This is a genomic window from Leucobacter viscericola (assembly GCF_011299575.1).
Classification (GTDB): Bacteria; Actinomycetota; Actinomycetes; order Actinomycetales; family Microbacteriaceae; genus Leucobacter; species Leucobacter viscericola.
Genome location: NZ_CP049863.1, coordinates 772,453 through 796,056, shown reverse-complemented (window position 1 = coordinate 796,056; position 23,604 = coordinate 772,453). Strand labels below are relative to the sequence as shown.

20 protein-coding genes and 1 pseudogene are annotated in these 23,604 nt (G+C 61.5%); 19 read left to right on the top strand and 2 right to left on the bottom strand.

Features of this window, described 5'->3' with window-relative positions:
* Nucleotides 1–22: 22 nt before the first annotated feature.
* The 18 genes from dapA (at nt 23) to dapF (ending at nt 19,823) form a co-directional block, all read left to right on the top strand.
* Complete coding sequence (gene dapA / locus G7068_RS03840) at nt 23–1,015, top strand: 4-hydroxy-tetrahydrodipicolinate synthase (protein ID WP_166289170.1); 993 nt, start codon at nt 23–25, stop codon at nt 1,013–1,015.
* A 14-nt stretch (nt 1,016–1,029) separates the two neighbouring features.
* Entirely contained in the window at nt 1,030–2,706 is a 1,677-nt protein-coding gene (locus G7068_RS03835) for a ribonuclease J (RefSeq protein ID WP_166289167.1), read from the top strand.
* Between the two features lie 3 nt (nt 2,707–2,709).
* A complete protein-coding gene (locus G7068_RS03830; protein WP_166289164.1) occupies nt 2,710–3,816 on the top strand; it encodes a lipid II:glycine glycyltransferase FemX in 1,107 nt (368 codons plus the stop codon).
* Nucleotides 3,816–5,435, top strand: coding sequence for a murein biosynthesis integral membrane protein MurJ (murJ, locus tag G7068_RS03825; RefSeq protein ID WP_166289162.1), 1,620 nt, complete (start codon nt 3,816–3,818; stop codon nt 5,433–5,435). The genes G7068_RS03830 and murJ overlap by 1 nt, the downstream gene beginning before the upstream one ends.
* Nucleotides 5,432–6,457: a lipid II:glycine glycyltransferase FemX gene (locus G7068_RS03820; RefSeq protein WP_166289159.1), complete on the top strand. Its 1,026-nt coding sequence runs from the start codon at nt 5,432–5,434 to the stop codon at nt 6,455–6,457. Before murJ ends, G7068_RS03820 begins: the two co-directional genes overlap by 4 nt.
* A 60-nt stretch (nt 6,458–6,517) precedes the next feature.
* Nucleotides 6,518–9,439 carry a DNA translocase FtsK gene (locus tag G7068_RS03815; RefSeq protein WP_166289156.1) on the top strand — a complete coding sequence of 974 codons (2,922 nt, stop codon included), beginning with the start codon at nt 6,518–6,520 and terminating at the stop codon, nt 9,437–9,439.
* Nucleotides 9,439–10,038 (top strand): CDP-diacylglycerol--glycerol-3-phosphate 3-phosphatidyltransferase, encoded by a 600-nt coding sequence (gene pgsA, locus G7068_RS03810; protein WP_166289153.1) that lies wholly within the window; start codon nt 9,439–9,441, stop codon nt 10,036–10,038. The genes G7068_RS03815 and pgsA overlap by 1 nt, the downstream gene beginning before the upstream one ends.
* On the top strand, nt 10,031–10,552 hold the full coding sequence (locus G7068_RS03805; protein ID WP_166289150.1) for a CinA family protein: 522 nt from the start codon (nt 10,031–10,033) through the stop codon (nt 10,550–10,552). The genes pgsA and G7068_RS03805 overlap by 8 nt, the downstream gene beginning before the upstream one ends.
* Nucleotides 10,553–10,647: 95 nt before the next feature.
* Nucleotides 10,648–12,132 (top strand): amino acid ABC transporter substrate-binding protein/permease, encoded by a 1,485-nt coding sequence (locus G7068_RS03800; protein ID WP_244304659.1) that lies wholly within the window; start codon nt 10,648–10,650, stop codon nt 12,130–12,132.
* Nucleotides 12,129–12,890, top strand: a complete 762-nt coding sequence (locus G7068_RS03795; protein WP_280116212.1) for an amino acid ABC transporter ATP-binding protein — start codon at nt 12,129–12,131, stop codon at nt 12,888–12,890. Before G7068_RS03800 ends, G7068_RS03795 begins: the two co-directional genes overlap by 4 nt.
* A gap of 214 nt (nt 12,891–13,104) precedes the next feature.
* Nucleotides 13,105–13,425, top strand: coding sequence for a helix-turn-helix domain-containing protein (locus G7068_RS03790; RefSeq protein ID WP_166289147.1), 321 nt, complete (start codon nt 13,105–13,107; stop codon nt 13,423–13,425).
* Nucleotides 13,426–13,522: 97 nt separating this feature from the next.
* Complete coding sequence (locus G7068_RS03785) at nt 13,523–13,741, top strand: DUF3046 domain-containing protein (protein WP_425280491.1); 219 nt, start codon at nt 13,523–13,525, stop codon at nt 13,739–13,741.
* Nucleotides 13,742–14,159: 418 nt separating this feature from the next.
* The gene (recA, locus tag G7068_RS03780; RefSeq protein ID WP_166289141.1) at nt 14,160–15,251 is read left to right on the top strand and encodes a recombinase RecA; all 1,092 of its coding nucleotides are present in this window, start codon (nt 14,160–14,162) and stop codon (nt 15,249–15,251) included.
* Between the two features lie 5 nt (nt 15,252–15,256).
* Nucleotides 15,257–16,021 carry a regulatory protein RecX gene (locus G7068_RS03775; protein ID WP_166289138.1) on the top strand — a complete coding sequence of 255 codons (765 nt, stop codon included), beginning with the start codon at nt 15,257–15,259 and terminating at the stop codon, nt 16,019–16,021.
* 36 nt (nt 16,022–16,057) lie between these two features.
* Entirely contained in the window at nt 16,058–17,593 is a 1,536-nt protein-coding gene (gene miaB / locus G7068_RS03770; RefSeq protein WP_166289135.1) for a tRNA (N6-isopentenyl adenosine(37)-C2)-methylthiotransferase MiaB, read from the top strand.
* Nucleotides 17,590–18,495 (top strand): tRNA (adenosine(37)-N6)-dimethylallyltransferase MiaA, encoded by a 906-nt coding sequence (gene miaA / locus G7068_RS03765; RefSeq protein ID WP_166289132.1) that lies wholly within the window; start codon nt 17,590–17,592, stop codon nt 18,493–18,495. Before miaB ends, miaA begins: the two co-directional genes overlap by 4 nt.
* Nucleotides 18,492–18,920: a GNAT family acetyltransferase gene (locus tag G7068_RS03760; RefSeq protein ID WP_166289129.1), complete on the top strand. Its 429-nt coding sequence runs from the start codon at nt 18,492–18,494 to the stop codon at nt 18,918–18,920. The genes miaA and G7068_RS03760 overlap by 4 nt, the downstream gene beginning before the upstream one ends.
* A gap of 30 nt (nt 18,921–18,950) precedes the next feature.
* Complete coding sequence (gene dapF / locus G7068_RS03755; protein ID WP_166289126.1) at nt 18,951–19,823, top strand: diaminopimelate epimerase; 873 nt, start codon at nt 18,951–18,953, stop codon at nt 19,821–19,823.
* 36 nt (nt 19,824–19,859) lie between these two features.
* On the opposite strand, the pseudogene G7068_RS03750 reads toward dapF, so the two are convergent.
* A pseudogene (locus G7068_RS03750) lies at nt 19,860–20,383 on the bottom strand (class I SAM-dependent methyltransferase).
* 141 nt (nt 20,384–20,524) lie between these two features.
* Between G7068_RS03750 and hflX the strand changes: the two are divergent.
* Nucleotides 20,525–22,069: a GTPase HflX gene (gene hflX, locus G7068_RS03745; protein WP_166289123.1), complete on the top strand. Its 1,545-nt coding sequence runs from the start codon at nt 20,525–20,527 to the stop codon at nt 22,067–22,069.
* On the opposite strand, the gene G7068_RS03740 is transcribed toward hflX, so the two are convergent.
* A complete protein-coding gene (locus tag G7068_RS03740; RefSeq protein ID WP_166289120.1) occupies nt 22,066–23,442 on the bottom strand; it encodes a PAS domain-containing protein in 1,377 nt (458 codons plus the stop codon). The two genes, hflX and G7068_RS03740, sit on opposite strands and share 4 nt — an antisense overlap.
* Nucleotides 23,443–23,604: the final 162 nt, after the last annotated feature.

The window sequence follows — 23,604 nt, the reverse complement described above, 5'->3', positions numbered from 1 at the left end:
TAATGTCCGGTAGCCTAGTACGGTGGCAAACGTAGAGAATCCCTTCGGACAGGTCCTCGTTGCACTCGTTACTCCGTTCCAGGCGGACGGCGAAGTCGACTGGGTCGCTGTTGAACAGCACATCGATAACTGCATCGTGAGCGGAGCTGACGGCATCGTCGTCACCGGCACGACCGGTGAGACGAGTACGCTCACCGACCCCGAGAAGATCAAGCTCGTTGAGGTTGCGAAGTCGGTGTCTGGCGGGCGCGCGAAGGTGATTACGGGTGGTGGCTCGAACGAGACCGCCCACGCCATCGAGCTCTACAAAGCCAGCGAAAAGGCCGGGGCAGACGGCGTCATGATCGTCACGCCCTACTACAACAAGCCGACCCAGGCCGGTCTGCTCACGCACTTCCGCATGGTTGCCGACGCGACCGATCTGCCTGTGATCCTGTACGACATCCCGGGCCGCACGGGTGTTCCGATTAAGTACGAGACGATCCTGCGCCTCGCAAAACACCCGAACATTCTCGCGGTGAAAGATGCGAAGGGTGACTTCAGCGAGGTCAGCCGTGTGCTAAACCAGACCGATCTCATGTATTTCTCGGGTGACGACGCCAACGTGCTGCCCCACCTCGCGATCGGGGCTACCGGCCTCATCGGGGTCACCGCCAACATTGCGGCGGCTCCCTACCGCGCCATCGTTGACGCGGTGAACGCAGGCGATCTGCACACGGCACGCGACGCACACCAGAGCCTCGAACCGCTCGTGCGCGCCGTCATGACGCACGTACCCGGTACAGTTGCTGCAAAGTACATCTTGCACGGCCTCGGCCGTATTGGCAGCCCGCGTGTGCGCTTGCCGCTGGTCGGACCGGAAGAGTGGGAAGCCGCTCTCATCGAAGATGAGCTGTCGCTTGTCAGCAGCCTTCCAAACGCCGATGTACTCGGCATCGATCTTTCAAACTTCAGGCCGGACCGCAACGCGGCTGCCGGCGGTGCCCTGCCGAAAATTGCAGGCACCACTCGCTAACAACAGGAGGCCCAGTGCCCAATCCGCCTTACGCACCGCCCGCACTCGAGAAAGGCACCCTGCGCATCACACCGCTGGGTGGTCTCGGTGAGGTCGGTCGCAACATGACCGTGTACGAAATCGACGGCAAACTGCTGATCGTCGACTGTGGTGTGCTCTTCCCAGAGGTGCAGCACCCGGGCGTGGACCTGATCCTGCCCGACATCACCAAGATCGAGGATCGTCTCGGCGACATCGTCGCGATCGTGCTGACGCACGGCCACGAGGATCACATCGGTGGCGTCCCGTACCTGCTGAAGAAGCGTGAGAACATTCCGCTGATCGGCTCGAAGCTGACGCTGGCGTTCATCACCGCAAAGCTCAAGGAACACCGCATCACCCCGAAGACCCGCGAGGTCTCTGAGGGTGACCGCGTGAAGCACGGCCCCTTTGATCTTGAGTTCATCGCCGTGAACCACTCGATCCCCGATGCGCTCGCAGTTGCGATCCGCACCGAGGCCGGCCTGGTTATCGGCACGGGTGACTTCAAGATGGATCAGCTGCCGCTCGACGGCCGCATCACTGATTTGCGCGCCTTTGCCCGTCTCGGTGAAGAGGGCGTAGACCTTTTCATGACCGACTCGACCAACGCCGACGTGCCCGGGTTCACGCCCTCCGAGAAGAACATCGGACCCGTGATCGAGCAGGTCATGGCGAAGACGCGCGGCAAGGTTGTTGTCGCGAGCTTCTCGAGCCACGTCCACCGTGTGCAGCAGGTGCTCGACGCTGCCCACGCCAACGGCCGTCGGGTTGTGCTGCTCGGCCGCTCGATGGTGCGCAACATGAAGATTGCTGCCGACCTCGGCTACCTCAACGTGCCAGACGGCGTGATCGTTGATCTGAAGAAGAGCGGCGACATTCCGGATCACCGCATCGTCTACATGTCCACCGGTTCGCAGGGTGAGCCGATGGCCGTGCTCAGCCGCATGGTCAACCAGGAGCACCAGGTTGAGGTCGGCGAGGGTGACACCGTCATCTTGGCCTCCAGCTCGATTCCGGGCAACGAGACCTCGATCTACCGCATCATTGACGGCCTCATGAAGCTCGGCGCCAACGTTGTGCACAAGGGCAACGCGAAGGTGCACGTCTCGGGCCACGCCGCCGCTGGTGAGCTGCTCTACTGCTACAACATCGTGAAGCCGAAGAACGTGATGCCGATCCACGGCGAGTACCGCATGCTCGTTGCGAACGCCGCACTCGCGATCGAAACGGGTGTGCCGCAGAACCGCACGGTTATTGCTGAGAACGGCACGGTTGTTGACCTCTCGAACGGGGTCGCACGCGCGGTCGGTCAGATTGACATCGACTTCATCTACGTTGACGGCAAGAGTGTCGGACGCGTGACTGACGATGACCTGCGGGATCGCCGCACGCTGGCAGAAGAGGGCTTCATCTCGGTGATCACCGTGGTTGAGACCAGCCTGGCGCAGATCGTGTCTGGTCCTGAGATCCACGCAAAGGGTGTCGCGGAAGATCAGCACGTCTTTGATTCAATCAAGCCGCAGATCGCCGATGCGCTGCAGCAGGCGATGAAGGACGGCATGAAGGATCACCACCAGCTGCAGCAGATCGTGCGTCGCACGGTCGGGCGCTGGGTCGGAACGAAGCTGCGTCGCAAGGCGATGATCGTTCCAGTCGTGGTGGTGGTGTAGCTCGTGGCTCGCGTCGTCGCGCGTACTGCGGGCGGCGGCGAGGTCGCTGCTCGACTCGCAACCGATCGTGAATACGCTGATTGGGATGCTCTCGTCGCCGCCAACCCCGGTGGCGGCGAGGTCTGGGGTGGCAGCTGCTACCTCGACGTCAAGCAGAACGAGGGGCGCTACCGGCAGTATCGGCTGATGGTGACCAGGCAGGATCGCCCAGCGATTGCCGTCGCGGTGCTCGCAAAGCGGGTGCCGTTTCTGGGGGAGTGGTGGCACCTGCCAGCAGGTCCCGCGGGTGAAGACACTGCCGCGGTGCTTGAGGTATCGGCCGCTGTGGCGGACCTTGCGCGGTCTCGTGGTGCCTTTTTGCTGAAGATCGAGCCGCGACTCGGACCTGATGCTGCGGCTGCAATTCAGCAGGCGGGGTATCTGGAGACGGTGCGCGTGATCCCGAACCCCTCAACCGTGTTGATGGATGTCTCGGGTACCGAAGACGAAGTGTTTGCTCGTCTGGGCAAGAAGGCCCGTAACGCGATCAACCGCGCCGGGCGCGACGGCATCGTCGTGACGCGTGTGATGGCGAGTGACGAGAACTGCGCGGCGCTGTACAAGCTGTTGCGGGAGACCGCCGAGGGGCGTTTTGTGCTGCGCAGCGAGAAGTACTACCGCGAATTCTGGCAGACCTTTAAGCGCGAGGGCACCGGACAGATGTTCTTTGCCCATGCTGTCGGTGCTGACGGCTCGCCTGAACTTGTCGCCGGTGCTTTTGCAATGGCGCTCGGGGCGAAGACCACCTACAAAGATGGCGCCTCGGTGCGCGCGAAGAACGCCTACGGTGCCTCGCACGCCCTGCAGTGGGGAGTGATTCGCTGGGCGAACGAGCGTGGCGCTGTTGTGCATGACTTTTGTGGTGCGCCACCGGCTGATCGCGCGGACGACAAAACGCATCCGCTGCACGGTGTGGGGCAGTTCAAACGCTCCTTCGCGCCCGAGATTACCGACTACGTTGGTGCCTTTGAGTTGCCTCTCAATCCACGCGCCTACAGCTTCTGGGTAAAGCTCGGCGACCGACTTATGAGAAGATGGTCGCTCGCTGTGCGGAAGGATCCCTACTACTAATGGCAGCTAGTTTGATGCGCTCGAGCGCGGTGATGGCATCGGGAACGATGGTGTCGCGGGTGCTTGGGCTCGTGAAGGCGGTGCTGTTAGCATTCGCCATCGGCTCTGTGGGGTCGGTGTCTGCGGATGCCTTTGCGAACGGCAATCTCCTTCCGAACACGCTCTACATTATTCTGCTCGGAGGCATGCTCAACGCGGTGCTCGTGCCTCAAATCGTGCGGGCGGCAAAAAATGCCGATGGTGGCAGCGGCTATATCAACAAGATCCTGACGTTGATATCTGTTGCGCTGTTTGGAATTACGGTCATCGCGATGCTGCTTGCGCCGTGGATTGTCTTCATCACAGCGGTTGATTGGCCTCCTTCTCAACTCGCCTTGGCGACAGGCTTTGCCTATTGGTGCCTGCCTCAGATTGTGTTCTACGGTCTTTACACTGTGCTGGGCGAAGTCCTGAATGCACGCAGTGTCTTTGGGCCCTTCACATGGGCACCCGTACTCAACAACGTGATCGGGATCACGGGCACCATCATCTTTATTCTGATGTTCGGAGCTGATCCCAAAGGTAATGTGCGCACGGAGTTTACTTGGGATCCGCTTTCTATTGGTGTGCTTGCTGGTAGTGCGACACTTGGCGTAATGGCACAGGCACTCATTCTCTTCGTAGCGTGGCGCAAAGCGGGGATTCGTTATCGCCCCGACTTCAAATGGAAGGGTATGGGTCTAGGCCATACCGCTCGCATTGCCAGCTGGAGTCTCGCAACGATCGTGGTCATGCAGCTTGGTGGCCTCATCACTAACAACGTTGTCGCCACGGGATCGGGCGACGGGCCATCAACGAGTGCGATGGGCAACGCCTGGTTGATCTTCATGATGCCGCACTCGGTCATTGCTGTTTCGCTAGCGACGGCCTACTTCACGCGGCTTGCCGAGTGGGGGCAGACAGGCCGCATCGCTGAATTTCGAGCAGACTTCTCGGCCTCTGCAAGGCAGATTTCTCTCGTGATGGTGCTCGCCGCAGTGGCTCTGTTTGCTGCCGCACCATTCGTCTCACGGATCATTAACTTTGGTGCCACGCAACTGCAGGTTGACCAGTTTGCTCAGGCGTTGCAAGCCTACGTGATTAGCCTTGCCGCTTATAGCTTTCTGTTTGTGGTTCAACGAGCGTTTTATGCGCTCTCAGATACGCGCACACCGTTTATCTTCACCAGCATCCAAATGGGGTTGGTGATCGTGTTCTCACTGTTGCTGCTGCTCGCACCGCGATCACTCGTTGGCATGCTGTTTGCCCTAGTCTGGTCTCTCGCGACCATCGTCCAAGCGTTACTTGCTACTTGGTTGCTGCGTCGCAAGATCGGTTCAATCGACGGTAAACGAATCATGCAAAGCATCGTAAAGTACGTGCTCGCCGCAATTCCTGCGCTCGTGGTTGGACTGCTTATGGCCTGGCTGCTGCGGATGGCGGCTCCCTCGGCGGGCGCTGTGATCGCGGTATTCTTTGCCCTTTCAGTTGCTGCGGTTGTTGCCGCGGTTTATGTACTCGGCCTTCGTCTCTTCAAATCACCAGAACTTGCTGAACTCACCAACTTTGTGTCCAGCAAACTCGGAAGGAACCGTTCTTGAGCTCGCTCACCGTAAACCCGTGCACCGACCGTGCCGTTTGGGATTCGACCGTCAAGGAGTTTGGCGGTCACCCGCTGCAACTCTGGGGCTGGGGAGACCTGAAGTCTGCCCACCGCTGGAGCGCGGAGCGGGTGCTTGTCACTGACGCTTCCGGTCTCGTTGTTGGTGCGTGCCAGCTCTTGACCCGCACACTGCCGGGGCCGCTCGGAGGTTTTGTGTATGCGCCCCGCGGGCCGGTGCTCGCGCGGTCGGTTCAGGATCCTGACCTTCCTGCTGCTTCACCAGCTCCCGCTGAGATCGCTGACGCCGTAGCCGATTACGTTCGTGGAAGCCGCAAGGCTGTCGCGGTGTCGATCGAGCCGGATGAGGATGCCGGGCAGTTTGAGCTGGGTTCCGGTTGGCGCGAGACGAAAACGCCCGTGCTGCCCGCGCGCACGCTGATCCTCGACCTGCGCCTGTCTGAAGACGACCTGATTCGCGACATGAGCAAGAAGCACCGCCAGTACGTGCGCAAGTCTGGCCGTGAGGAGAGCCTCGAGATCCGTGCCGTGACAACCGCCGCGCAGCTTGACGAGTGCCTCGACGTGTATCGCGAGACCAGCGAGCGGGCCGACTTCGGGCTACACGAGGATTCTTACTACCACGACGCGTTCTCGATGCTCGGCAAAGATGCGCCCGTGTGGGCGAGCTATGTCGACGGTAAACCAGTTGCGTTCCTGTTTCTGGCAAAGTCCTCGCGCACCGCGTTCGAGCTCTACGGTGGCATGAACGAGATCGGCCAGCGCCTGCGCGCGAACTATGCGCTGAAGTGGCACGCAATCTGCGAGATGAAGAACCTCGGGATCGAGCGCTACGATTTCGGCGGTTTGATCAACGACGGCGTCACAACTTTCAAGAAGGGCTGGGCCTCGCACGAGAACCTGCTCGCGGGCTCGTGGGATCGCCCGGGCCCGGGCTACGCGATCTGGACCGAGGGGCTCCCGCTCGTAAAGAAGGCTGTTCGCACGCTGCGCCGCCGCTGATATCGGGCGCGCCGCCGCCGTATGGCGTCAGTGTCAGTGGTGGGCTGTACCTTTATACGCATGGCAACCAAAGCTTCGTCGCGCGGAAAATCGGGGAAGCCCGCAGCTCGGGGTTCCCGCAGCTCGGGCACTCGGGCGACCGCAAAAACGAAGGTGCTGATGGAGGCGGAACCCGCCGAGGGTGTGCTCGTGCGCGCCTGGAACGGTCTCGCCCACGCGGTAGGTGGGGCCGCTCGTGCGTTCCGAACCGAGCCGCTCGCACCAGAAGACCGCCGCGACGGCATCCCAATGCTGCTCGTGCTACTCGCTGTTATCGGGGCAATCGTCGAGTGGTTCATGATCGGGCAGCCGATCGCCGTGCAGCTTGACGCCTGGACCTTTGGCGGGCTGTTTGGCCGTGTTGCGTTTGGACTGCCGATCATCATGGTTGGCTTCGCAATGTGGCTGTTCAATCACCCATCGAGCGTGAATGACAACCGGCGTATCGCGATCGGGCTTTTCCTCGTGATCACCAGCATCGCGGGCATCTCGCACGTGTACGGCGGCCAGCCAAAACCGCAGTCCGGCATGCCCGCACTCGCAGAAGCGGGCGGTCTGCTTGGCTGGATGGTTGGCACCCCTCTGCTCGCAATGACCATTTGGGTTGCGGCACCGATACTGTTCCTGCTGCTTCTGTTCTCAGTACTGATTGTCACAAAGACACCCCCCGGCCGCATTGTGCGTCGCCTGCAAGAGGCATATGCATTCCTCTTTGGTGTAAGTGACGCTGCAGCCGAGGCGCAAGAAGCTGAGACAGAACAGCTGCCCGCGAAGAAGTCGCGTAAGTCACGCAAAGATGACGCGCTCTTTGACCTTGAAGAAGTTGAGGGTGATGGGGAGGGCGGATCGCTGCCCTGGTGGCGACGTAACTCTTCTGGCCGCGAAGAAGATCCCGACTACTCCGAGACTCCCAATGCGATCGACGAGCTCCTGGAAGGGTCCGACAAGGAAGCCGAGGGTGCATTTGACTCGGCGCTCGAGGCTGAACCAGAAACCTCGATCTTTCCCACTGGCCTGTTCGATGACCTCGACCAAGCGGAGACCGCGGTACAGGCCGCTGCAGTGGCGCCTGCTTCGGGCCTGAGCGACGACTCGTGGGGCGAGCCAGAACAAGACGAACCCGCTGCTGTCGAGCCTGCGCCCACGACACCCTTTGCTGTCGCGCCCCCGCACGCACCCGTGCAGACCGAGTACCACTTGCCCGATCAGTCGACCCTTGCTGCGGGTGATGCTCCTAAGGTGCAGACCGAGGCAAACACCACCATCATGGCGGCTGTTGCCCGTGTGTTCGAGGAGTTCAAGGTCGACGCTCGTGTCACCGGATTCTCACGGGGCCCGACGGTCACGCAGTACGAGGTTGAACTCGGCCCAGGCGTGAAGGTCGAAAAGGTCACGGCGCTGTCAAAGAACCTCTCGTACGCCGTAGCCTCGAACGAGGTGCGCATTCTCTCGCCCATCCCGGGCAAGAGTGCAATCGGCATTGAGATCCCGAATAAGGATCGCGAGAACGTGGCGCTCGGCGATGTGCTCCGCTCAAACCGGGCGCTGCGCAGCAAACACCCCATGACCATTGGCGTCGGCAAAGACGTCAAGGGCGGCTTTGTCGTTGCGAACCTCGCCAAGATGCCCCACCTGCTTGTCGCCGGCGCGACGGGCTCTGGTAAGTCAAGCTTCATCAACTCGATGATCACGAGCATCCTGATGCGGGCAACACCCGCCGAGGTGCGTATGGTTCTCGTTGACCCGAAGCGCGTGGAACTCACGGTCTACCAGGGTGTGCCGCACCTCATCACGCCCATCATCACGAGCCCCAAAAAGGCAGCTGAAGCGCTGCAGTGGGTAGTGAAAGAGATGGATATGCGCTACGACGATCTGGCGAGCTTCGGCTTCCGTCACATCGACGACTTCAATGAGGCCGTGCGATCCGGCTCGATCGTTTTGCCCGCGGGCAGTCAGCGTGTGCTGAAGCCCTACCCGTACCTGCTGGTAGTGGTTGACGAGCTCGCCGACCTCATGCTCGTGGCACCCCGCGACGTCGAAGACTCGATCCAGCGCATCACCCAGCTCGCGCGTGCGGCAGGTATTCACCTCGTGCTCGCGACCCAGCGCCCCTCCGTAAACGTCGTTACCGGCGTCATCAAGTCAAACGTGCCAAGTCGCTACGCCTTTGCCGTGGCCTCCGGCACCGACTCACGCGTGATTCTCGACGAGGTCGGCGCCGAGCGCCTGATTGGCCAGGGTGACGGTCTGATGCTGCTCAACGGTGAATCCACACCGATGCGTGTGCAGGGAGCGTGGGTCAACGAGTCAGAGATTGCCCAGGTTGTTTCTCACGTGAAGGCGCAGGCACAGCCTGAGTATCGTGCAGACGTGGCGCAGACGGTCGAAAAGAAGGAGATCGACGAAGACATCGGCGACGACCTTGACGTGCTGCTCGCGGCCGTCGAGCTGGTTGTGTCTTCGCAGTTCGGCTCAACCTCGATGCTGCAGCGTAAGTTGCGCGTCGGGTTTGCGAAGGCCGGGCGTCTGATGGACCTGATGGAGTCCCGCGACATCGTGGGTCCCTCCGAGGGGTCCAAGGCGCGAGACGTTCTCGTCTCTCCCGAGCAGCTTGCCGAGGTGCTCGGCAAGATCAAGGGTTCACCTGCTGCCGCAGCAACTCCGCAGCCCGCAGCTTTCGTTGCGCCGGCGGCGCCAGCAGCCCCGGCGGTTGCTCCACCCGTCCAGGCTGCTCCAGTCGAGCCCCAGGACCACGCGAGCGCCGAGAACGTGACCGACGTCCTCGATCCGCTGGAGGCCCAGGCAAACGGCAGTGAATACAGCGACAACGGCTTCGGAGACGATCGCTACGACGACCCCGTCGCCAAGTATCAGGCCACGCTCGAAGAGGTCGATGACGACGAAGATGACGAAGACGCCTGGCAACTGACGGGTCGCGACTAATGGCCGAGACCGCTCGGGTGAGCAACTGGAACGCGCCGAATATCATCACCGGCGCGCGGATCATCGCAACGCCGTTTTTCCTCTGGATGCTCCTCGCAGACGGTGGAGCGCTCGGTCCGTGGCGCTGGGCCGCGGCCGCCTTTTTTGTGCTTGCCATCGCAACAGACGCCTGGGACGGCCACATCGCCCGATCCCGCGGGCTCATCACTGATCTGGGCAAACTGCTCGACCCCATTGCCGACAAGTTCTTAACCGGGGCAGCGCTCGTTGGCCTGTCGATCTTGAACGAACTGCCGTGGTGGATCACGATCGTCGTACTGGTGCGAGAGATTGGGATCACCGTTCACCGCCTGATGGTCGCACACAATGTGGTCGTCGCAGCCGCCTGGATGGGCAAGCTCAAGACGGTCGCGCAGTCCGTGGCGATCACGCTCGCCCTGCTGCCGCTCGCAAGTGTCATGGGTGATGCCGCGCCCATCGCGACCTGGGCCAACATCATCACAATGACCATCGCCGTGGTGCTGACCATCGCGAGCGGCATCGACTACATCGTTGCCTTTGCTCGTGCGCGGGCAAGCCAGGGAAACACCAATGACTGAGGTGGAGCGATCCCGCACCAGCCTGGCGGAGCAACTGATCGCACTTGCTGCAGATCGCGGGGTGAGGATCGCGGCCGCCGAATCCCTCACCGGAGGACTGCTCACCGACACACTCGTGAGCATCCCCGGAGCCTCGCGTGTTGTGTCCGGGGGAGTCGTTGCCTACGACACCTACCTCAAGCACTCCCTGCTGGGGGTCGATTTTGCGCTCCTACGCGAACACGGGCCCGTGCACGGAGAAGTTGCAAGGCAGATGGCCGCCGGGGTGAGGTTTGCGTGCTCCGTGCCCGGTCAGGATGATCTGGAGCCAGCGGACATTGGAATCGCGACGACGGGGGTTGCGGGGCCCGATGCGGATCCACAGAGCGGGCAGGCGGCCGGAACCGTGTGGCTGGGCGTGAGCGACTCAAACGGCACCGAGGCTGTTCTGCTCTCGCTCACCGGAGATCGATCCGCGATCCGCAACCAAACGGTGATAGCCGCGCTTGAACTGGTGCTGGGGCGACTCAAATAGCACGATTGGCTTACGCCGCCAATCAGCATATATTCTTTTCGGGATACGCTCGCCGGGGAAGCCTCTGGTGAGGCCAACATCCCCTAGGAGAACGAGTGCGCAAGAAACAATCCTGGCGCCGTCTGCGCGTCGGTACAGCTGCCGCGTTTGCCGCGGTGCTGCTGCTTGGAACCGCAGCCGCCGCGACCGCATCCCCGCTGAGCGCGGACGTGCAGAAAACCGCTGACGATACTCCCACCTACGTCATCGCAACCGATACAACGTTTGCACCGTTTGAGTTCCGCGACACGAAGAGTGGCGACCTCGTTGGCATCGACATGGACATGATCCAGGAGATCGCGAAACAAGAGGGATTCAAGGTAGACATCCGCTCGCTTGGGTTCCAAGCCGCGCTGTCTGCGGTTCAGGCCGGGCAGGCCGACGGTGTGATCGCGGGCATGTCGATCACTGACGAGCGCAAAGAGATCTTTGACTTCTCGGAGCCGTACTTCGAGTCGGGCGTGCAGATGGCGGTTGCCGCGAACGACAATGACACCAAGGGGTACGAAGACCTCAAGGGCAAGACCGTCGTGGCAAAGTCGGGCACCCAGGGACTGCTGGAGGCGGAGAAGCTCGCTACGAAGTACGACTTCAAGGTGAAGGCGCTGGATCAGTCGGCCACGATGTACGAGTCCGTGAAGAACAAGTCTGCGGTGGCAGTGTTCGACGACTATCCCGTGCTGGCCTACGGCATCGCGCAGGGCAACGGGCTCAAGGTCGTGACCGAGAAGATCCCGGGTGGTGAATACGGATTTGCGGTTGCGAAGGGCAAAAACTCGGAGCTGCTCGCCTCGTTCAACGACGGACTGGCTCAACTCAAGGCCGACGGCGACTACCAGAAGATCGTGGATCGCTATTTGGCGGCGCCCGAGACTGAGGCGAGTTCGAACGGCAACATCTTCGAGCTACTGCAGCAGAGCTGGCCCGCGCTGTCGAAGGGGCTTTGGAACACGCTCGCAATTACCATCGTCTCGTTTGTCATTGCGCTGGTACTGGGCCTCGTCTTTGGATTCATGAAGATCTCGGGATCGCGCATCTTGCGCGGTATCGCAACCGTCTACGTGGCGATCTTTCGGGGCACGCCGATCCTTGTCTGGGCATTCCTGTTCTACTTCGGATTGCCACAGCTGACCGGCTCGCCGGGTGACGTGTTTATGGCTGGCGTGGCCACGCTGTCGCTCAACGCCGGCGCCTACCTCACCGAGATTGTTCGTGGTGGTCTGCAGGCGGTGGATCCCGGTCAGATGGAAGCGGCTCGTTCGCTCGGGCTCGGCTGGGGCCGCTCGATGCAGCGGGTGGTTGTGCCGCAGGCGACCAAAATCACGATGCCCTCGATTATCAACCAGCTTGTGATCACGCTGAAGGACTCGTCGCTTTTGCTCACCATTGGTTTTGCCGAGTTGCTCTACCAGGCGCAGCAGATCTACGCCGCGAACTTCCGCACGACCGAGATGCTGATCATCGTTGGCCTGATGTACTTCGTTGTCATCACGCTGCTGACCTGGCTCGCCAACATGGTGGATAAGAGGGTAAACAAGTGAACGAGAATACTGTGACGCGTGAGTCCAAGCCCGCAATCATTGAGGTCGTGGGATTGCGCAAATCATTTGGCAGCAACGAGGTGTTGCGCGGGATCGACTTCGCCGTGAGCGAGGGCGAAGTGGTGTCGCTGATCGGACCCTCCGGGTCGGGCAAGTCTACGATCCTGCGTTGCCTCAACGGCCTGGAGCAGGCGACCGCCGGTCGCGTGACGGTTGACGGGTTTGAAATCACCTCGCCCAAGACCGACATCAACAAGGTTCGGCAGCATGTCGGAATGGTGTTTCAGCACTTCAACCTTTTCCCGAACATGACGGTGATCGAAAACGTGATGCTCGCACCGGTTGATCTTGGGCGCAAGACCAAGACTGAGGCTCGTGCGGCTGCCCTCGCGCTGCTCGAGAGGGTCGGGCTGTCTGAGAAGGCCGATGCCAGGCCCTCTTCGCTCTCCGGTGGCCAGAAGCAGCGCGTGGCGATTGCCCGCGCGCTCGCGATGGAGCCGCAGATCATGCTGTTTGATGAGGCGACGTCTGCGCTTGACCCGGAGATGGTTGGCGAGGTGCTGCAGGTCATCCGCGATCTTGCTGCCTCTGGCATGACCATGGTGCTGGTTACGCACGAGATGGGTTTTGCGCGTGAGGTGTGCGACCGCGTGGTGTTCATGGCTGACGGAGTGGTCGTGGAAGAGGGTGCGCCGGATCAGGTGTTCGGGTCGCCGCAGCAAACTCGAACGCAGGAGTTCCTGTCGAAAGTGTTGTGATTTCGCGGATGTTGGGATCCAGAACCTGAATATTTCGTAATAGTTGAGTCGGCTTGACTCAACTTCAGGGAAGTTTCAGGAATAGACACGATAGTCTCTGGGTTATTCCCAGTGACACCAGTCAAACTGGGTGGTGTTCCCGCAGCGGCAACTCGTTGCGAGCGGGTAGTGTGTAAGCATGACCTGGGGGTCATGCGAGCGAAGGAGGGTTCACATGGTGCTGATGCGGCAAGAGATCGGCGACGTACTGCGTGACTTCCGCTTGCAAAAGGGACGTACGCTGCGGCAGGTCGCTGGCGAGGCAAGTGTTGCGCTCGGGTACCTGAGCGAAGTTGAGCGTGGCCAGAAAGAGGCATCGAGCGAGATTCTCGCGGCGGTTGCTGACGCTCTGGATACGCCGCTGTCGATCATTATGGGTGAGGTGAGTGAGCGTCTCGCGGTAGTTGAGGGGCTTTCGATGCCTTTGCCTGGTCGGGTTCCCGACACGGTTCCTGCGGAACTCATGTCGGGTTACGCTGCCGAACTGGTTTCATAGGTTTTATGCGGCACGCGTGTAGTGCGCGAATGAGGCGCTCGGCCCCACAAGGGGTCGGGCGCTTTGCTGTTCGTGAATGGAGGATCCTGCGTTGCGTATGAGTGAGTTTCAGCGCGCCTGTGCTGAGGAGTTTGGTGAAGACTATTCGCGAGTGTTAGTGCGGGATCACTGGCTTGCGGTGCTGGGTGGCACCGCGCAGGAGGCGCTTGCCCGGGGCGTCGCGGCACGTGATGTGTGGCGGGCGCTCTGCGAAGATCTGCAGGTGCCGGTGGAGCGGCGATACGGGCGTGGGTTGCTGGATCCTCGGCGAGATTGAGGGTTCTCCTGGGGCTGGGGCTGGGGCTGGGTCTGAGGCTGGGTCTAGGTCTGGGGCTTGGGTTGGGGCCTGGGCTTGAGTGTTGCGGGTAACTTGTGGGCCGGTACTGGCATCTCAGCCGGTTACAAAAGGGCTTTTTTGACCGGCTGACTCGTGTGCGCCGGCTGGCATGTTGTGACTATGGGGTGCGACACGCCGCTGCCGTATTCGAATATGTGTTCGAATGGTGCTAACTTCGTCCACAGGTGAGTTTGTCTGGCTTTTGTCCACAGATTTGTGCCTCTGGCCGTGAATGTCAGTGGTTCGTTCTAGGGTGAAAACAGATGGCCACCAACGCCTTGTCTGCCCCTCCCGGGGTCAAGACAGTCGGTAGGCAGCAACCCAGCGGCAGCGCCGCGCACACTGAAGGAGCAAGAACATGGCAGCACCCAAGGATCGCGAAAAGGCACTCGAGGCCGCACTCGCTCAGATCGACAAAAACTTTGGCAAGGGCGCCGTAATGCGCATGGGTAGCGCGGAACGTGCTCCGGTCGAGGTGATTCCAACGGGTTCAGTGGCGCTTGACGTTGCGCTCGGCATTGGCGGACTGCCCCGCGGTCGTGTCATCGAGATTTACGGGCCTGAGTCTTCGGGTAAGACCACACTCACGCTTCATGCCATTGCAAACGCGCAGCGCCTCGGCGGCATCGCGGCCTTCATCGATGCTGAGCACGCACTCGACCCCGAGTACGCCAAGAAACTTGGTGTTGACATCGACGCACTGCTGGTGGCTCAGCCCGATACCGGTGAGCAGGCGCTTGAGATCGCGGACATGCTGATTCGTTCCGGCTCGGTTGACCTGGTGGTCATTGACTCGGTTGCGGCGCTCGTGCCCAAGGCCGAGATCGACGGTGAGATGGGCGACAGCCACGTTGGTCTGCAGGCGCGTCTGATGTCGCAGGCTCTGCGTAAGATTACCGGCAGCCTGAACGCTACCAATACCACCTGCATCTTCATTAACCAGCTGCGTGAGAAGATCGGTGTCTTCTTCGGCAGCCCCGAAACGACCTCGGGTGGTAAGGCGCTGAAGTTCTACGCTTCGGTCCGGCTCGACATCCGCCGTATTCAGACGCTGAAGGACGGCACGGATGCGGTTGGTAACCGTACCCGGGTCAAGGTCGTGAAGAACAAGATGGCACCTCCCTTTAAGCAGGCCGAGTTTGACATCCTCTACGGCATTGGCATCTCGCGTGAGGGCTCGCTGATCGACTACGGCGTGGAGCAGGGGCTCGTCAAGAAGAGCGGTGCCTGGTTCACCTACGACGGTGACCAACTGGGGCAGGGCATGGAGAATGCTCGTCGCTTCCTTATTGAGCACCCCGATATTGCGACCGAGCTTGAAGAGAAGATCCTCACCAAGCTTGGTGTGAACGGTCGCGGAGCCGATGAGGCTGCCAAGGCGGAAGACGCGGCAAAGGCTGATCCTAAGGCCGCGACTCCTGAACTCGGCGACAACCGGGCGAGCGCGTAATAATCATGGCCGTGCGGTTTCTGCCGGCTCCCAGTGAGGAGCCGGCAGCTTCGAAGCCAGATCGTAAGAACCTGGCTGAAGTGATTGAGTTGCGCTCTCTGCTGCGGCAGCAGGAGTGGAAATCATCTGCAACGGATGACGTGGCTGAAGCTCCCGCAGCGCCTGAACCGACTCGGGCGCGGATTGATGTTTCAGTGCTCGTTTCTGGGCCCTGGGCTGGAGTCGTTGCTGATCCCGCAGATGAAGATGATGAGTCTGTTGCGCAACCGGCGACGGAAGAGCCTCTTCCAGACATCTCTGAGCAGGCCGTCAAAATGCTGGCACGCAAGGCTAAGTCGAGCGGGGAGCTGCAAGAAGAGCTGCTGCGTGCGGGGTATGAGGCAGTCGACGTCGAAGTTGTCATCGGCGAGTTCGAACAGAACCTTTACCTTGACGATGCCGGTCTTGCTCGAGCCGTCACTGAAAAGCTGCGCGATTCCAAACGCGCGAGCAAGTCCCAGATCCGCGTGAAGCTGAAGGCGCGCAGGCTGCCGGACAGTGTCATTGAGGCCGCATTGGGTGAACTCGATGACGACGAAGAGTTCGCGTTGCTGCGCGCCACGGCCGTGGAGCGGGCGCGACGCATGCAAGATCTCGATCGCGCGACGGCGGAGCGTCGACTGCTTGGCTTCCTCGCGCGCCGAGGGTGGTCGGGTGAGCCCGCGACCCGCGCCGTGCGGGACGCGCTGAACGGGGCGGGAGGCGCCGGCGGTGGTGTTCGGTTTCGCTGAGCAAATCTCCACGCGTGGCGCAATACACTTGTTCCCATGAGTCTCGCATCCGCTGACCCCACAGTGATTGATCCTTCGCCCGCAGCCCTGCGGGCCGACGGCAGCCCTCGCAGCTACACGGTACGCACGCTGGGGTGCCAGATGAACGTGCACGACTCCGAGCGACTCTCCGGCTCACTGGAGGCCGCCGGTTACATTGCGGCTGAAGATGCTGACCAGGCCGACGTCATTGTGATCAACACCTGTGCTGTGCGAGAGAACGCGGCGAACAAGCTCTACGGCAACCTTGGGCAGCTCGCAAGCGTCAAGCGCGTGCGCACAGACATGCAGATCGCTGTTGGTGGCTGCCTTGCCCAAAAAGACCAGGGTGTCATCGTCGAGAAGGCGCCCTGGGTCGATGTGGTCTTTGGTACGCACAACATGGGATCGCTCCCCGCTCTGCTCGAGCGCGCCCGCCACAATCAAGAAGCCCAGGTCGAGATCCTTGAATCGCTCGAGGTCTTCCCGTCGACCCTGCCGACCAAGCGTGACTCGGCTTCAAGCGGCTGGGTTTCGATCTCCGTTGGCTGCAACAACACGTGCACCTTCTGCATCGTTCCCGCGTTGCGAGGCAAGGAGAAGGATCGTAGGCCGGGTGACGTGCTGGCCGAGGTGCAGGCACTCGTAGACGACGGCGCGATCGAAATCACGCTGCTCGGTCAAAACGTCAATACCTACGGCGTTGAGTTCGGCGACCGGCAGGCCTTCAGCAAGCTGCTGCGCGCCATGGGTGAGATTGAGGGGCTCGAGCGTGTGCGGTTCACAAGCCCGCACCCCGCTGCCTTCACTACCGATGTGATCGAAGCGATGGCGGAGACCCCCAACGTAATGCCGTCGCTGCACATGCCACTGCAATCGGGCTCGGACTCAATTTTGAGGTCGATGAAGCGTTCCTACCGCTCCAAGAAGTTCCTCGGCATTCTCGACGAGGTTCGCGAGCTGATTCCGAACGCGGCTATCACCACCGACATCATCGTCGGGTTCCCCGGTGAGACCGACGAGGATTTCGAAGACACCATGCGAGTCGTTGAGCAATCGCGGTTTGCGAGTGCGTTTACGTTCCAGTACTCGATCAGGCCGGGCACACCCGCTGCGACAATGGATAACCAGGTGCCTAAGAAGGTCGTGCAGGAACGCTACGAGCGCCTGATGGCCCTGCAAGAACGGCTTTCCCACGAAGAAAACGAGGCGCAGATTGGCCAGCAGGTCAACGTGCTCGTTTCGGTCAGTGAGGGTCGCAAAGACTCGGCCACCCACCGGCTCTCCGGGCGTGCTGAAGACAACCGACTCGTGCACTTTGCGGTACCCGAGGGTGCCGAGGTACCGCGTCCGGGTGATGTCGTGACGGTTCAGGTGACCTCCGCGGGCTCCTTCTTTGTCGTCGCCGATGAGGTGCCCGGCGTCTATTCCGTGCGCCGCACGCGCGCCGGTGACGCCTACGACCGCCGCCAGGCCGAGAGCTGCGGCGTTCCGACTCCCGGCGCAACACCGGGAGCGGTAAACCTCGGACTCCCAACCATTCGCACCCGATGACCGCGCCCCGGCTGTGGGGCATCGTTGGTGCAACCGGTACCGGAAAATCAGCGCTGTCACTCGACCTCGCTGAGGCTCTCAATGCAAATGGTCGAAGCGCTGAAATAGTCAACGCCGACGCCATGCAGTTGTACCGCGGCATGGACATCGGCACCGCGAAACTGCCCAACAATGAGCGTCGAGGGATCCCGCACCACCTTTTTGACGTGTGTGACCCCGCAGAAGAAGCGACGGTCGCCTGGTATCAGCCGGAAGCTCGCGCCCGCATCACGGAGATCCTTGAGAAAGGCGCCGACGCGATCCTCGTGGGCGGCTCCGGCCTGTACGTCTCGAGTGTTGTCTTTGACTTCCAGTTCCCGCCACGAGACAACGAACTGCGCGCGCAGCTCGAAGCCGAACTCGCCGCACGGGGTGTCGGTGCACTCCTGGAGCAGTTGCGCGAGCTGAACCCGCGTGTTGCCGACGAGGTAGACGCGCGTAACCCCCGACGTGTGGTCCGCGCGCTCGAGGTCGCCAGGCTCGGCGGTGACGCCAGTGCCACGCTGCCCGAGAGGCCAAAGCTCTGGCGCGGGGGCACGCGGCTCTTGGGTGTCGCGGCGGAGCGCGCAACCCTCGTCGAGCGACTGGACCTGCGTGTGGAGCAAATGTGGGCCGATGGGCTGCTCGACGAGGTACGAGGGCTGATCCCGCGCGGCATCGAACAGGGGCCAACTGCGAGCCGAGCCATTGGTTATGCGCAGGCGCTTGCTCAGCTCGCCGGCACTATGAGCGAGGCTGACGCGATCGCCGAGACCCAGTTCTTGACGCGCCGCTACGCGAGGCGACAGGTGAGCTGGTTTAAACGGTACCCGGGTGTCGACTGGCTCTCAGCGCCTAACATTGCAGAGGTGGATCTTACGTGAGTGTCAGCACCCGGGCCTTTGAACCTGCGGATACCGAAGCCGTAGTCGCCCTCTGGGAGGCATGCGGGCTGACTCGGCCCTGGAACGACCCCAGAGCAGACATCGCGCGCAAGCTTACTGTGCAGCCGGAGCTGTTTCGAGTCGCCGTCGACGACGCAACAGACGAGATCGTGGGCTCTGCGATGTCGGGCTACGACGGACACCGCGGCTGGGTGTACTACCTGGCTACGGCGCCCGCCCATCGGGGGAGAGGGATCGCCGCGGCACTCATGCGCGAGGTCGAGAGCATGCTTGAGGATCTCGGCTGCCCCAAATCTCAGCTGATGGTGCGAAGTGACAACACGGAAGCGCTCGGCTTCTACGATCGCCTCGACTACGAGGTCTCTGACGTGAAGGTGCTCGGCAGGCGCCTCATCGCGGATTGAATCGTCTGTTCGCCCGCATAGACTAGACGAATGACGGTTCTCTCATTCACCAAGGGCCACGGCACCGGTAACGATTTTGTGCTCTTCACTGACCCCGAGGGTGAGATTGAGCTGAGCGCTGAGCAGATTCGTTACCTCTGCGACAGGCGGTTTGGCGTCGGCGCCGACGGCGTCATCCGGGCTGTTCGGTCGCGCTCGATTGCGGAGGGCGCTGCGATCCTCGCCGAAGAGCCCGAGGCCGAGTGGTTTATGGACTACTGGAACGCCGACGGCACACCCGCCGAGATGTGTGGCAATGGTGTGCGGGTGTACGCGCACTATCTCGTAACGGAGGGACTCGTCTCCGCTGAGCGTCGCGACACACTCCCGATCGGCACAAGGTCCGGGGTCAAGGACGTGCTTGCCGGTGTGAATGGTTACACCGTAGACCTGGGGCGGTGGCGCATCGGAGGCGAGCCGCTTGTTGCCGCGAGTGGCCTTGAGGTTGCGCGCCCCGGGCTCGGGATCAACCTGGGCAACCCCCACGTTGTGACGGCGCTCGCGCACGAGGGCGAGCTTTCGGGGCTCGACCTCACCAAGGCGCCCGCGCTTGACCCCGCACCCGAAGACGGCGCCAATGTTGAGTTTGTTGTGCCAGAAGAACCGCTCGTGAAAGACGGTGTTGCTCGCATCAAAATGCGGGTGCACGAGCGTGGGGTGGGTGAGACACTCTCCTGCGGCACCGGTGTGGCGGCCGCGGCGCTGGCCTTCCGGCACTGGGGTGGCGACGGTATGCCGAATCACTGGCGCGTCGATGTGCCGGGCGGACGATTGGCTGTGCGCATGTTTCCAACGGAAGAGGGCGAGCACGTCTCGTTGAGCGGCCCCGCCGAACTTGTGTACAGCGGCACCATCGAGATTTAGCTAGGCACTGAGATCTAGCTAGGCGCTGAGTTTCAGCTAGGACGTGCGCGCTGCGCGAATCACGTGGAATCCCTTGTCGCGAGCCACACGCTCGACCGTGAGATCGGCAAACTCCGTCGCGATCCAACGCTGCAGCGAATCTGCGCCCAGGTGTTTCGCGACGACGAGGTGAGCCACACCCTCCGGTGCCAGCCGGGGGAGCCACTGCTGCAGGATCCCGTGAAGCGCCTCTTTGCCAACTCGGATCGGTGGGTTTGAGAGAATCTCGTCGAAGAGCAGGTCGGCGGGGACGTCCTCGGGCGCAGCAACGTTCACGCTCGCGACGCCGAGGCGCGAAGCATTCAGGCGGGTCAGCTCACGCGACCGCTCGTTCACGTCGATCGCCCATACCTCGCGTTCAGGGCTCTCGAGGGCTGTGTGCAGCGCGATCGGCCCCAACCGCAGCCAATATCGAGCGCGGGGCCCGATCCTGGTTCCCCAGACGTTGCGAGTGTGCGCAGCAGGATCTCGGTGCCCCGATCCAGATGTTCCGGGCTGAAGACCCCACCCGCGGTAACCACAGAGCGGGTTTCACCCGCGAGCAGCACGTCGATTTCACGCGGCTTAAGTTCGCCAAGGGGGGCCTCTGAAAAGTAGTGCTGATTCACCGTTCTAGTATCCCAGCCCGGCGAAGGGTTCGTGCGCGTAGACTGTGAGGTCAGATGACGAAGCAATTCTCAGAAGACTCAGCCCACGACGAAGATCACGCAGCAAGCTCAGATCCGCTCGATAGGGTCCTTGCGCGCGCGGAACATGCTGGATCCGCCACGGTTATTCGGGACCTCACGAGTGGTGCGCAAGCGCTGGGCGACGAGTCTCACGACTTTTTGGGTAGGGATCTCGACGCGATTCGCATGGATCGCGAGGATCGTGCCTCACTGAATCGTGTTGGTGGACTGTCCACCGAACTCGAAGACGTCACCGAGGTTGAGTACCGTCAGCTGCGGCTTGAGAACGTGGTGCTGATCGGCATCTACTCTCAGAAATCCACGGAAGACGCCGAGAACTCGCTGCGCGAGCTTGCAGCGCTGGCCGAGACGGCCGGTGCTCGGGTGCTCGACGGACTCCTGCAGCGCCGAGCGAACCCCGATCCTGCGACCTATCTCGGCAAGGGTAAGGCTCGAGAGCTGGCTGAGCTGGTGGCGGCCGTTGGTGCCGATACCGTGATCGCCGATACGGAGTTGGCGCCGAGCCAGCGGCGTGCGCTCGAGGACGTTGTAAACGTGAAGGTGATTGATCGCACAGCCGTGATCCTCGATATTTTCAGCCAGCACGCGAAGAGCCGTGAGGGCAAGGCGCAGGTTGAACTCGCTCAGCTTGAGTATCTGCTGCCGCGTCTGCGCGGTTGGGGTGACTCGATGTCGCGGCAGGCTGGCGGCCAGGTCGGCTCCGGGGGAGCGGGCATGGGGTCGCGCGGTCCCGGTGAGACGAAGATGGAGTTGGATCGCCGTAAGATTCACACCCGCATGTCAAAGCTGCGCAAGCAGATTCAAGGATTTGCGCCCGCGCGCGAGGCGAAACGTGCGAATCGCAAGCGGGGCGAGGTGCCCTCGGTCGCGATTGCCGGCTACACCAACGCAGGAAAATCGAGTCTGCTGAACCGGCTGACTGGCACGCAAGAACTCGTGCAGAACCAGCTCTTTGCGACGCTCGACACCGCCGTTCGTCACGCCGAAACCGATGATGGCCGCAGCTTTACCTACGTCGACACCGTTGGGTTTGTGCGCAATCTGCCGCACCAACTTGTTGAGGCGTTCCGCTCGACCTTCGAAGAGGTTGCAGACGCCGACGTGATCCTGCACGTTGTTGATGGTTCACACCCGGATCCTGCCGCCCAGCTGCGAACCGTGCGCGACGTGATCGCCGAGGTTGACGGGCAAGCGATCCCCGAGTTGGTGGTGTTCAACAAGGCCGACCTGCTCGATGACTCGCAGCGGTTGGTGCTGCACGGGCTCGCCCCCGACGCCGTGTTTGTCTCGGCCCGAACGGGCGACGGGATTGAAGAGCTGAAGCAGCGTATTGACGCGACACTTCCCGTTCCTGATCGGGAGGTTACTGTTGTCGTGCCCTACGATCGCGGTGAGCTTGTCGCTGAGTTGCACGAGCGCAATCGTGTGCTTGCCACCGACTACATCGAAGAGGGCACACGCGTGCACGCCTTTGTGACGGCGGAGATGCTTGCGAAGCTCGGCGATTACGTCATCTAGACGGTAGCCGCTGACGCCTCAAACGGAGCAACGGCCTGCTCGATCTGGGCAACCAACTGCAGCATGTCTGCAGGATCGTCGCCCGTGTCAATTTTGCTGCAGAGATCGACGACACGATTGAGGTCGGCCAGGATCTTGCCGACTTTGGTGATGGAACCGGTGACGTCGCTTGCGAGCGGCTGCATCGCCGGTGGCAGGGAAGTGGCGGACGCGTTGCGCTCCCAATCGAGGAGTAGATCACGCGGAATTTTGAGCACCGAGGTTGACTTGGCGATCGACTCAACGGTTTTCACCATGAGTGCCCTGTGGGTTGCGGTGAACTCGCTCGTTTCTTTCAGGCCGAGCTTGAGGGTTTGCGCGAGGAGAGAGATGGCTGCGGCCTGATCGCCCTGTCGCGCACCACCGCCGTCAATCAGCTCAGCTGCGAACGAGGCCATCATTCGTGTGTGCAGCTTTGCGAGTGCAACTCGGAAGCGAGTCTCGGCGCTGTTCTCGTCGAGCAGTTGCAGCGCCCCGATGAGGTCAACGACGTAGCCCTCAATAATCGCCTGCATCTGAGACCACACGCCGAGCGGGGTCAGAATGTCGCCGACATCGATACCCGAGGCCGCGAGATCACTGATCTGTGCTGTTGTCTGTGAGGTGTGTTCGAGTTCGTGCTGCAACTGCTCGCCAACCTCCCTCAGCGATGCTGAAAGTGTTGCGAGATGATGCTGCTGCATTGACCATGCACCGAGGGTGGTGTTGACCTGTTCGACCGCGGCAAGCATGTCGGCGAGACTGCCGGTCGCCTTGGGGCGGTGAGGAAACCCCTCTGAGCGACGCTCAAATTTTGTGACCTCTTGTGGAAGCACCTGGCGCTGCAGAGCAGCAATGGAGTCGAAGCCCGCATCGGCGAGAATCTCGCCGAGTTTGATAGCGCCCTGCTCAGCAATGCCCCTGCGGGAGAGCCCGCTTCCCGCTAGCTCGTTCTCGTAGCCCAGGAGTTCACGGTAGACCCCGTCAAGCTGCAGGGCCCGTGAGCTGTCGGTTGGGCGGATACGAACGGAGAGATAACCGCCATTGCCGAGCGGAGTAACTGTCGCGTAGACCTTATAGCTGCTGCCGTCTGCCGCGAGATTCGTGACGTGACCGGCGAAGGGTCGCCCTGACTGCAGTTCCGACCACATCGTGTGGAAGACCCCGCTGGGCATGTCGGGGTGGCGCACGATGTTGTGCGGAGAGCCGACGAGGCTTTCGCGGGAGTAGTGGGAATACTCGACGAACATCTCGTTGGCGTGCTCGATGACACCTCGAATGTCGGTGGTGGAGAAAAACACGTCGTTGATCTCGACCTCATGAGTCTTACCACTGGGCTGCACGCTGGTTGTCATGAGTTTGTACTTCCTGTCGGAACGGCTAGTTCTCCCCCTTGCAGACAAGTTGATTCTATGTCGCAACGGAAAAATCCTTGAATTTGAGCGCTTGCGAGATGAAGCCTGTGTGCCCTCTGTAATAATTCGTAATTCATACAGTGAAACATTCGGGTCGAATGT

Excerpts from the sequence above, each read along its gene's own strand:
- dapF (WP_166289126.1), top strand. The coding sequence starts at position 18,951 with ATGACGGTTCTCTCATTCACCAAGGGCCACGGCACCGGTAACGATTTT.
- pgsA (WP_166289153.1), top strand. The coding sequence starts at position 9,439 with ATGGCCGAGACCGCTCGGGTGAGCAACTGGAACGCGCCGAATATCATC.
- G7068_RS03790 (WP_166289147.1), top strand. The coding sequence starts at position 13,105 with ATGGTGCTGATGCGGCAAGAGATCGGCGACGTACTGCGTGACTTCCGC.
- G7068_RS03805 (WP_166289150.1), top strand. The coding sequence starts at position 10,031 with ATGACTGAGGTGGAGCGATCCCGCACCAGCCTGGCGGAGCAACTGATC.
- hflX (WP_166289123.1), top strand. The coding sequence starts at position 20,525 with ATGACGAAGCAATTCTCAGAAGACTCAGCCCACGACGAAGATCACGCA.
- G7068_RS03775 (WP_166289138.1), top strand. The coding sequence starts at position 15,257 with ATGGCCGTGCGGTTTCTGCCGGCTCCCAGTGAGGAGCCGGCAGCTTCG.
- miaA (WP_166289132.1), top strand. The coding sequence starts at position 17,590 with ATGACCGCGCCCCGGCTGTGGGGCATCGTTGGTGCAACCGGTACCGGA.
- G7068_RS03785 (WP_425280491.1), top strand. The coding sequence starts at position 13,523 with ATGAGTGAGTTTCAGCGCGCCTGTGCTGAGGAGTTTGGTGAAGACTAT.
- G7068_RS03815 (WP_166289156.1), top strand. The coding sequence starts at position 6,518 with ATGGCAACCAAAGCTTCGTCGCGCGGAAAATCGGGGAAGCCCGCAGCT.
- recA (WP_166289141.1), top strand. The coding sequence starts at position 14,160 with ATGGCAGCACCCAAGGATCGCGAAAAGGCACTCGAGGCCGCACTCGCT.
- miaB (WP_166289135.1), top strand. The coding sequence starts at position 16,058 with ATGAGTCTCGCATCCGCTGACCCCACAGTGATTGATCCTTCGCCCGCA.
- G7068_RS03740 (WP_166289120.1), bottom strand. The coding sequence starts at position 23,442 with ATGACAACCAGCGTGCAGCCCAGTGGTAAGACTCATGAGGTCGAGATC.
- murJ (WP_166289162.1), top strand. The coding sequence starts at position 3,816 with ATGGCAGCTAGTTTGATGCGCTCGAGCGCGGTGATGGCATCGGGAACG.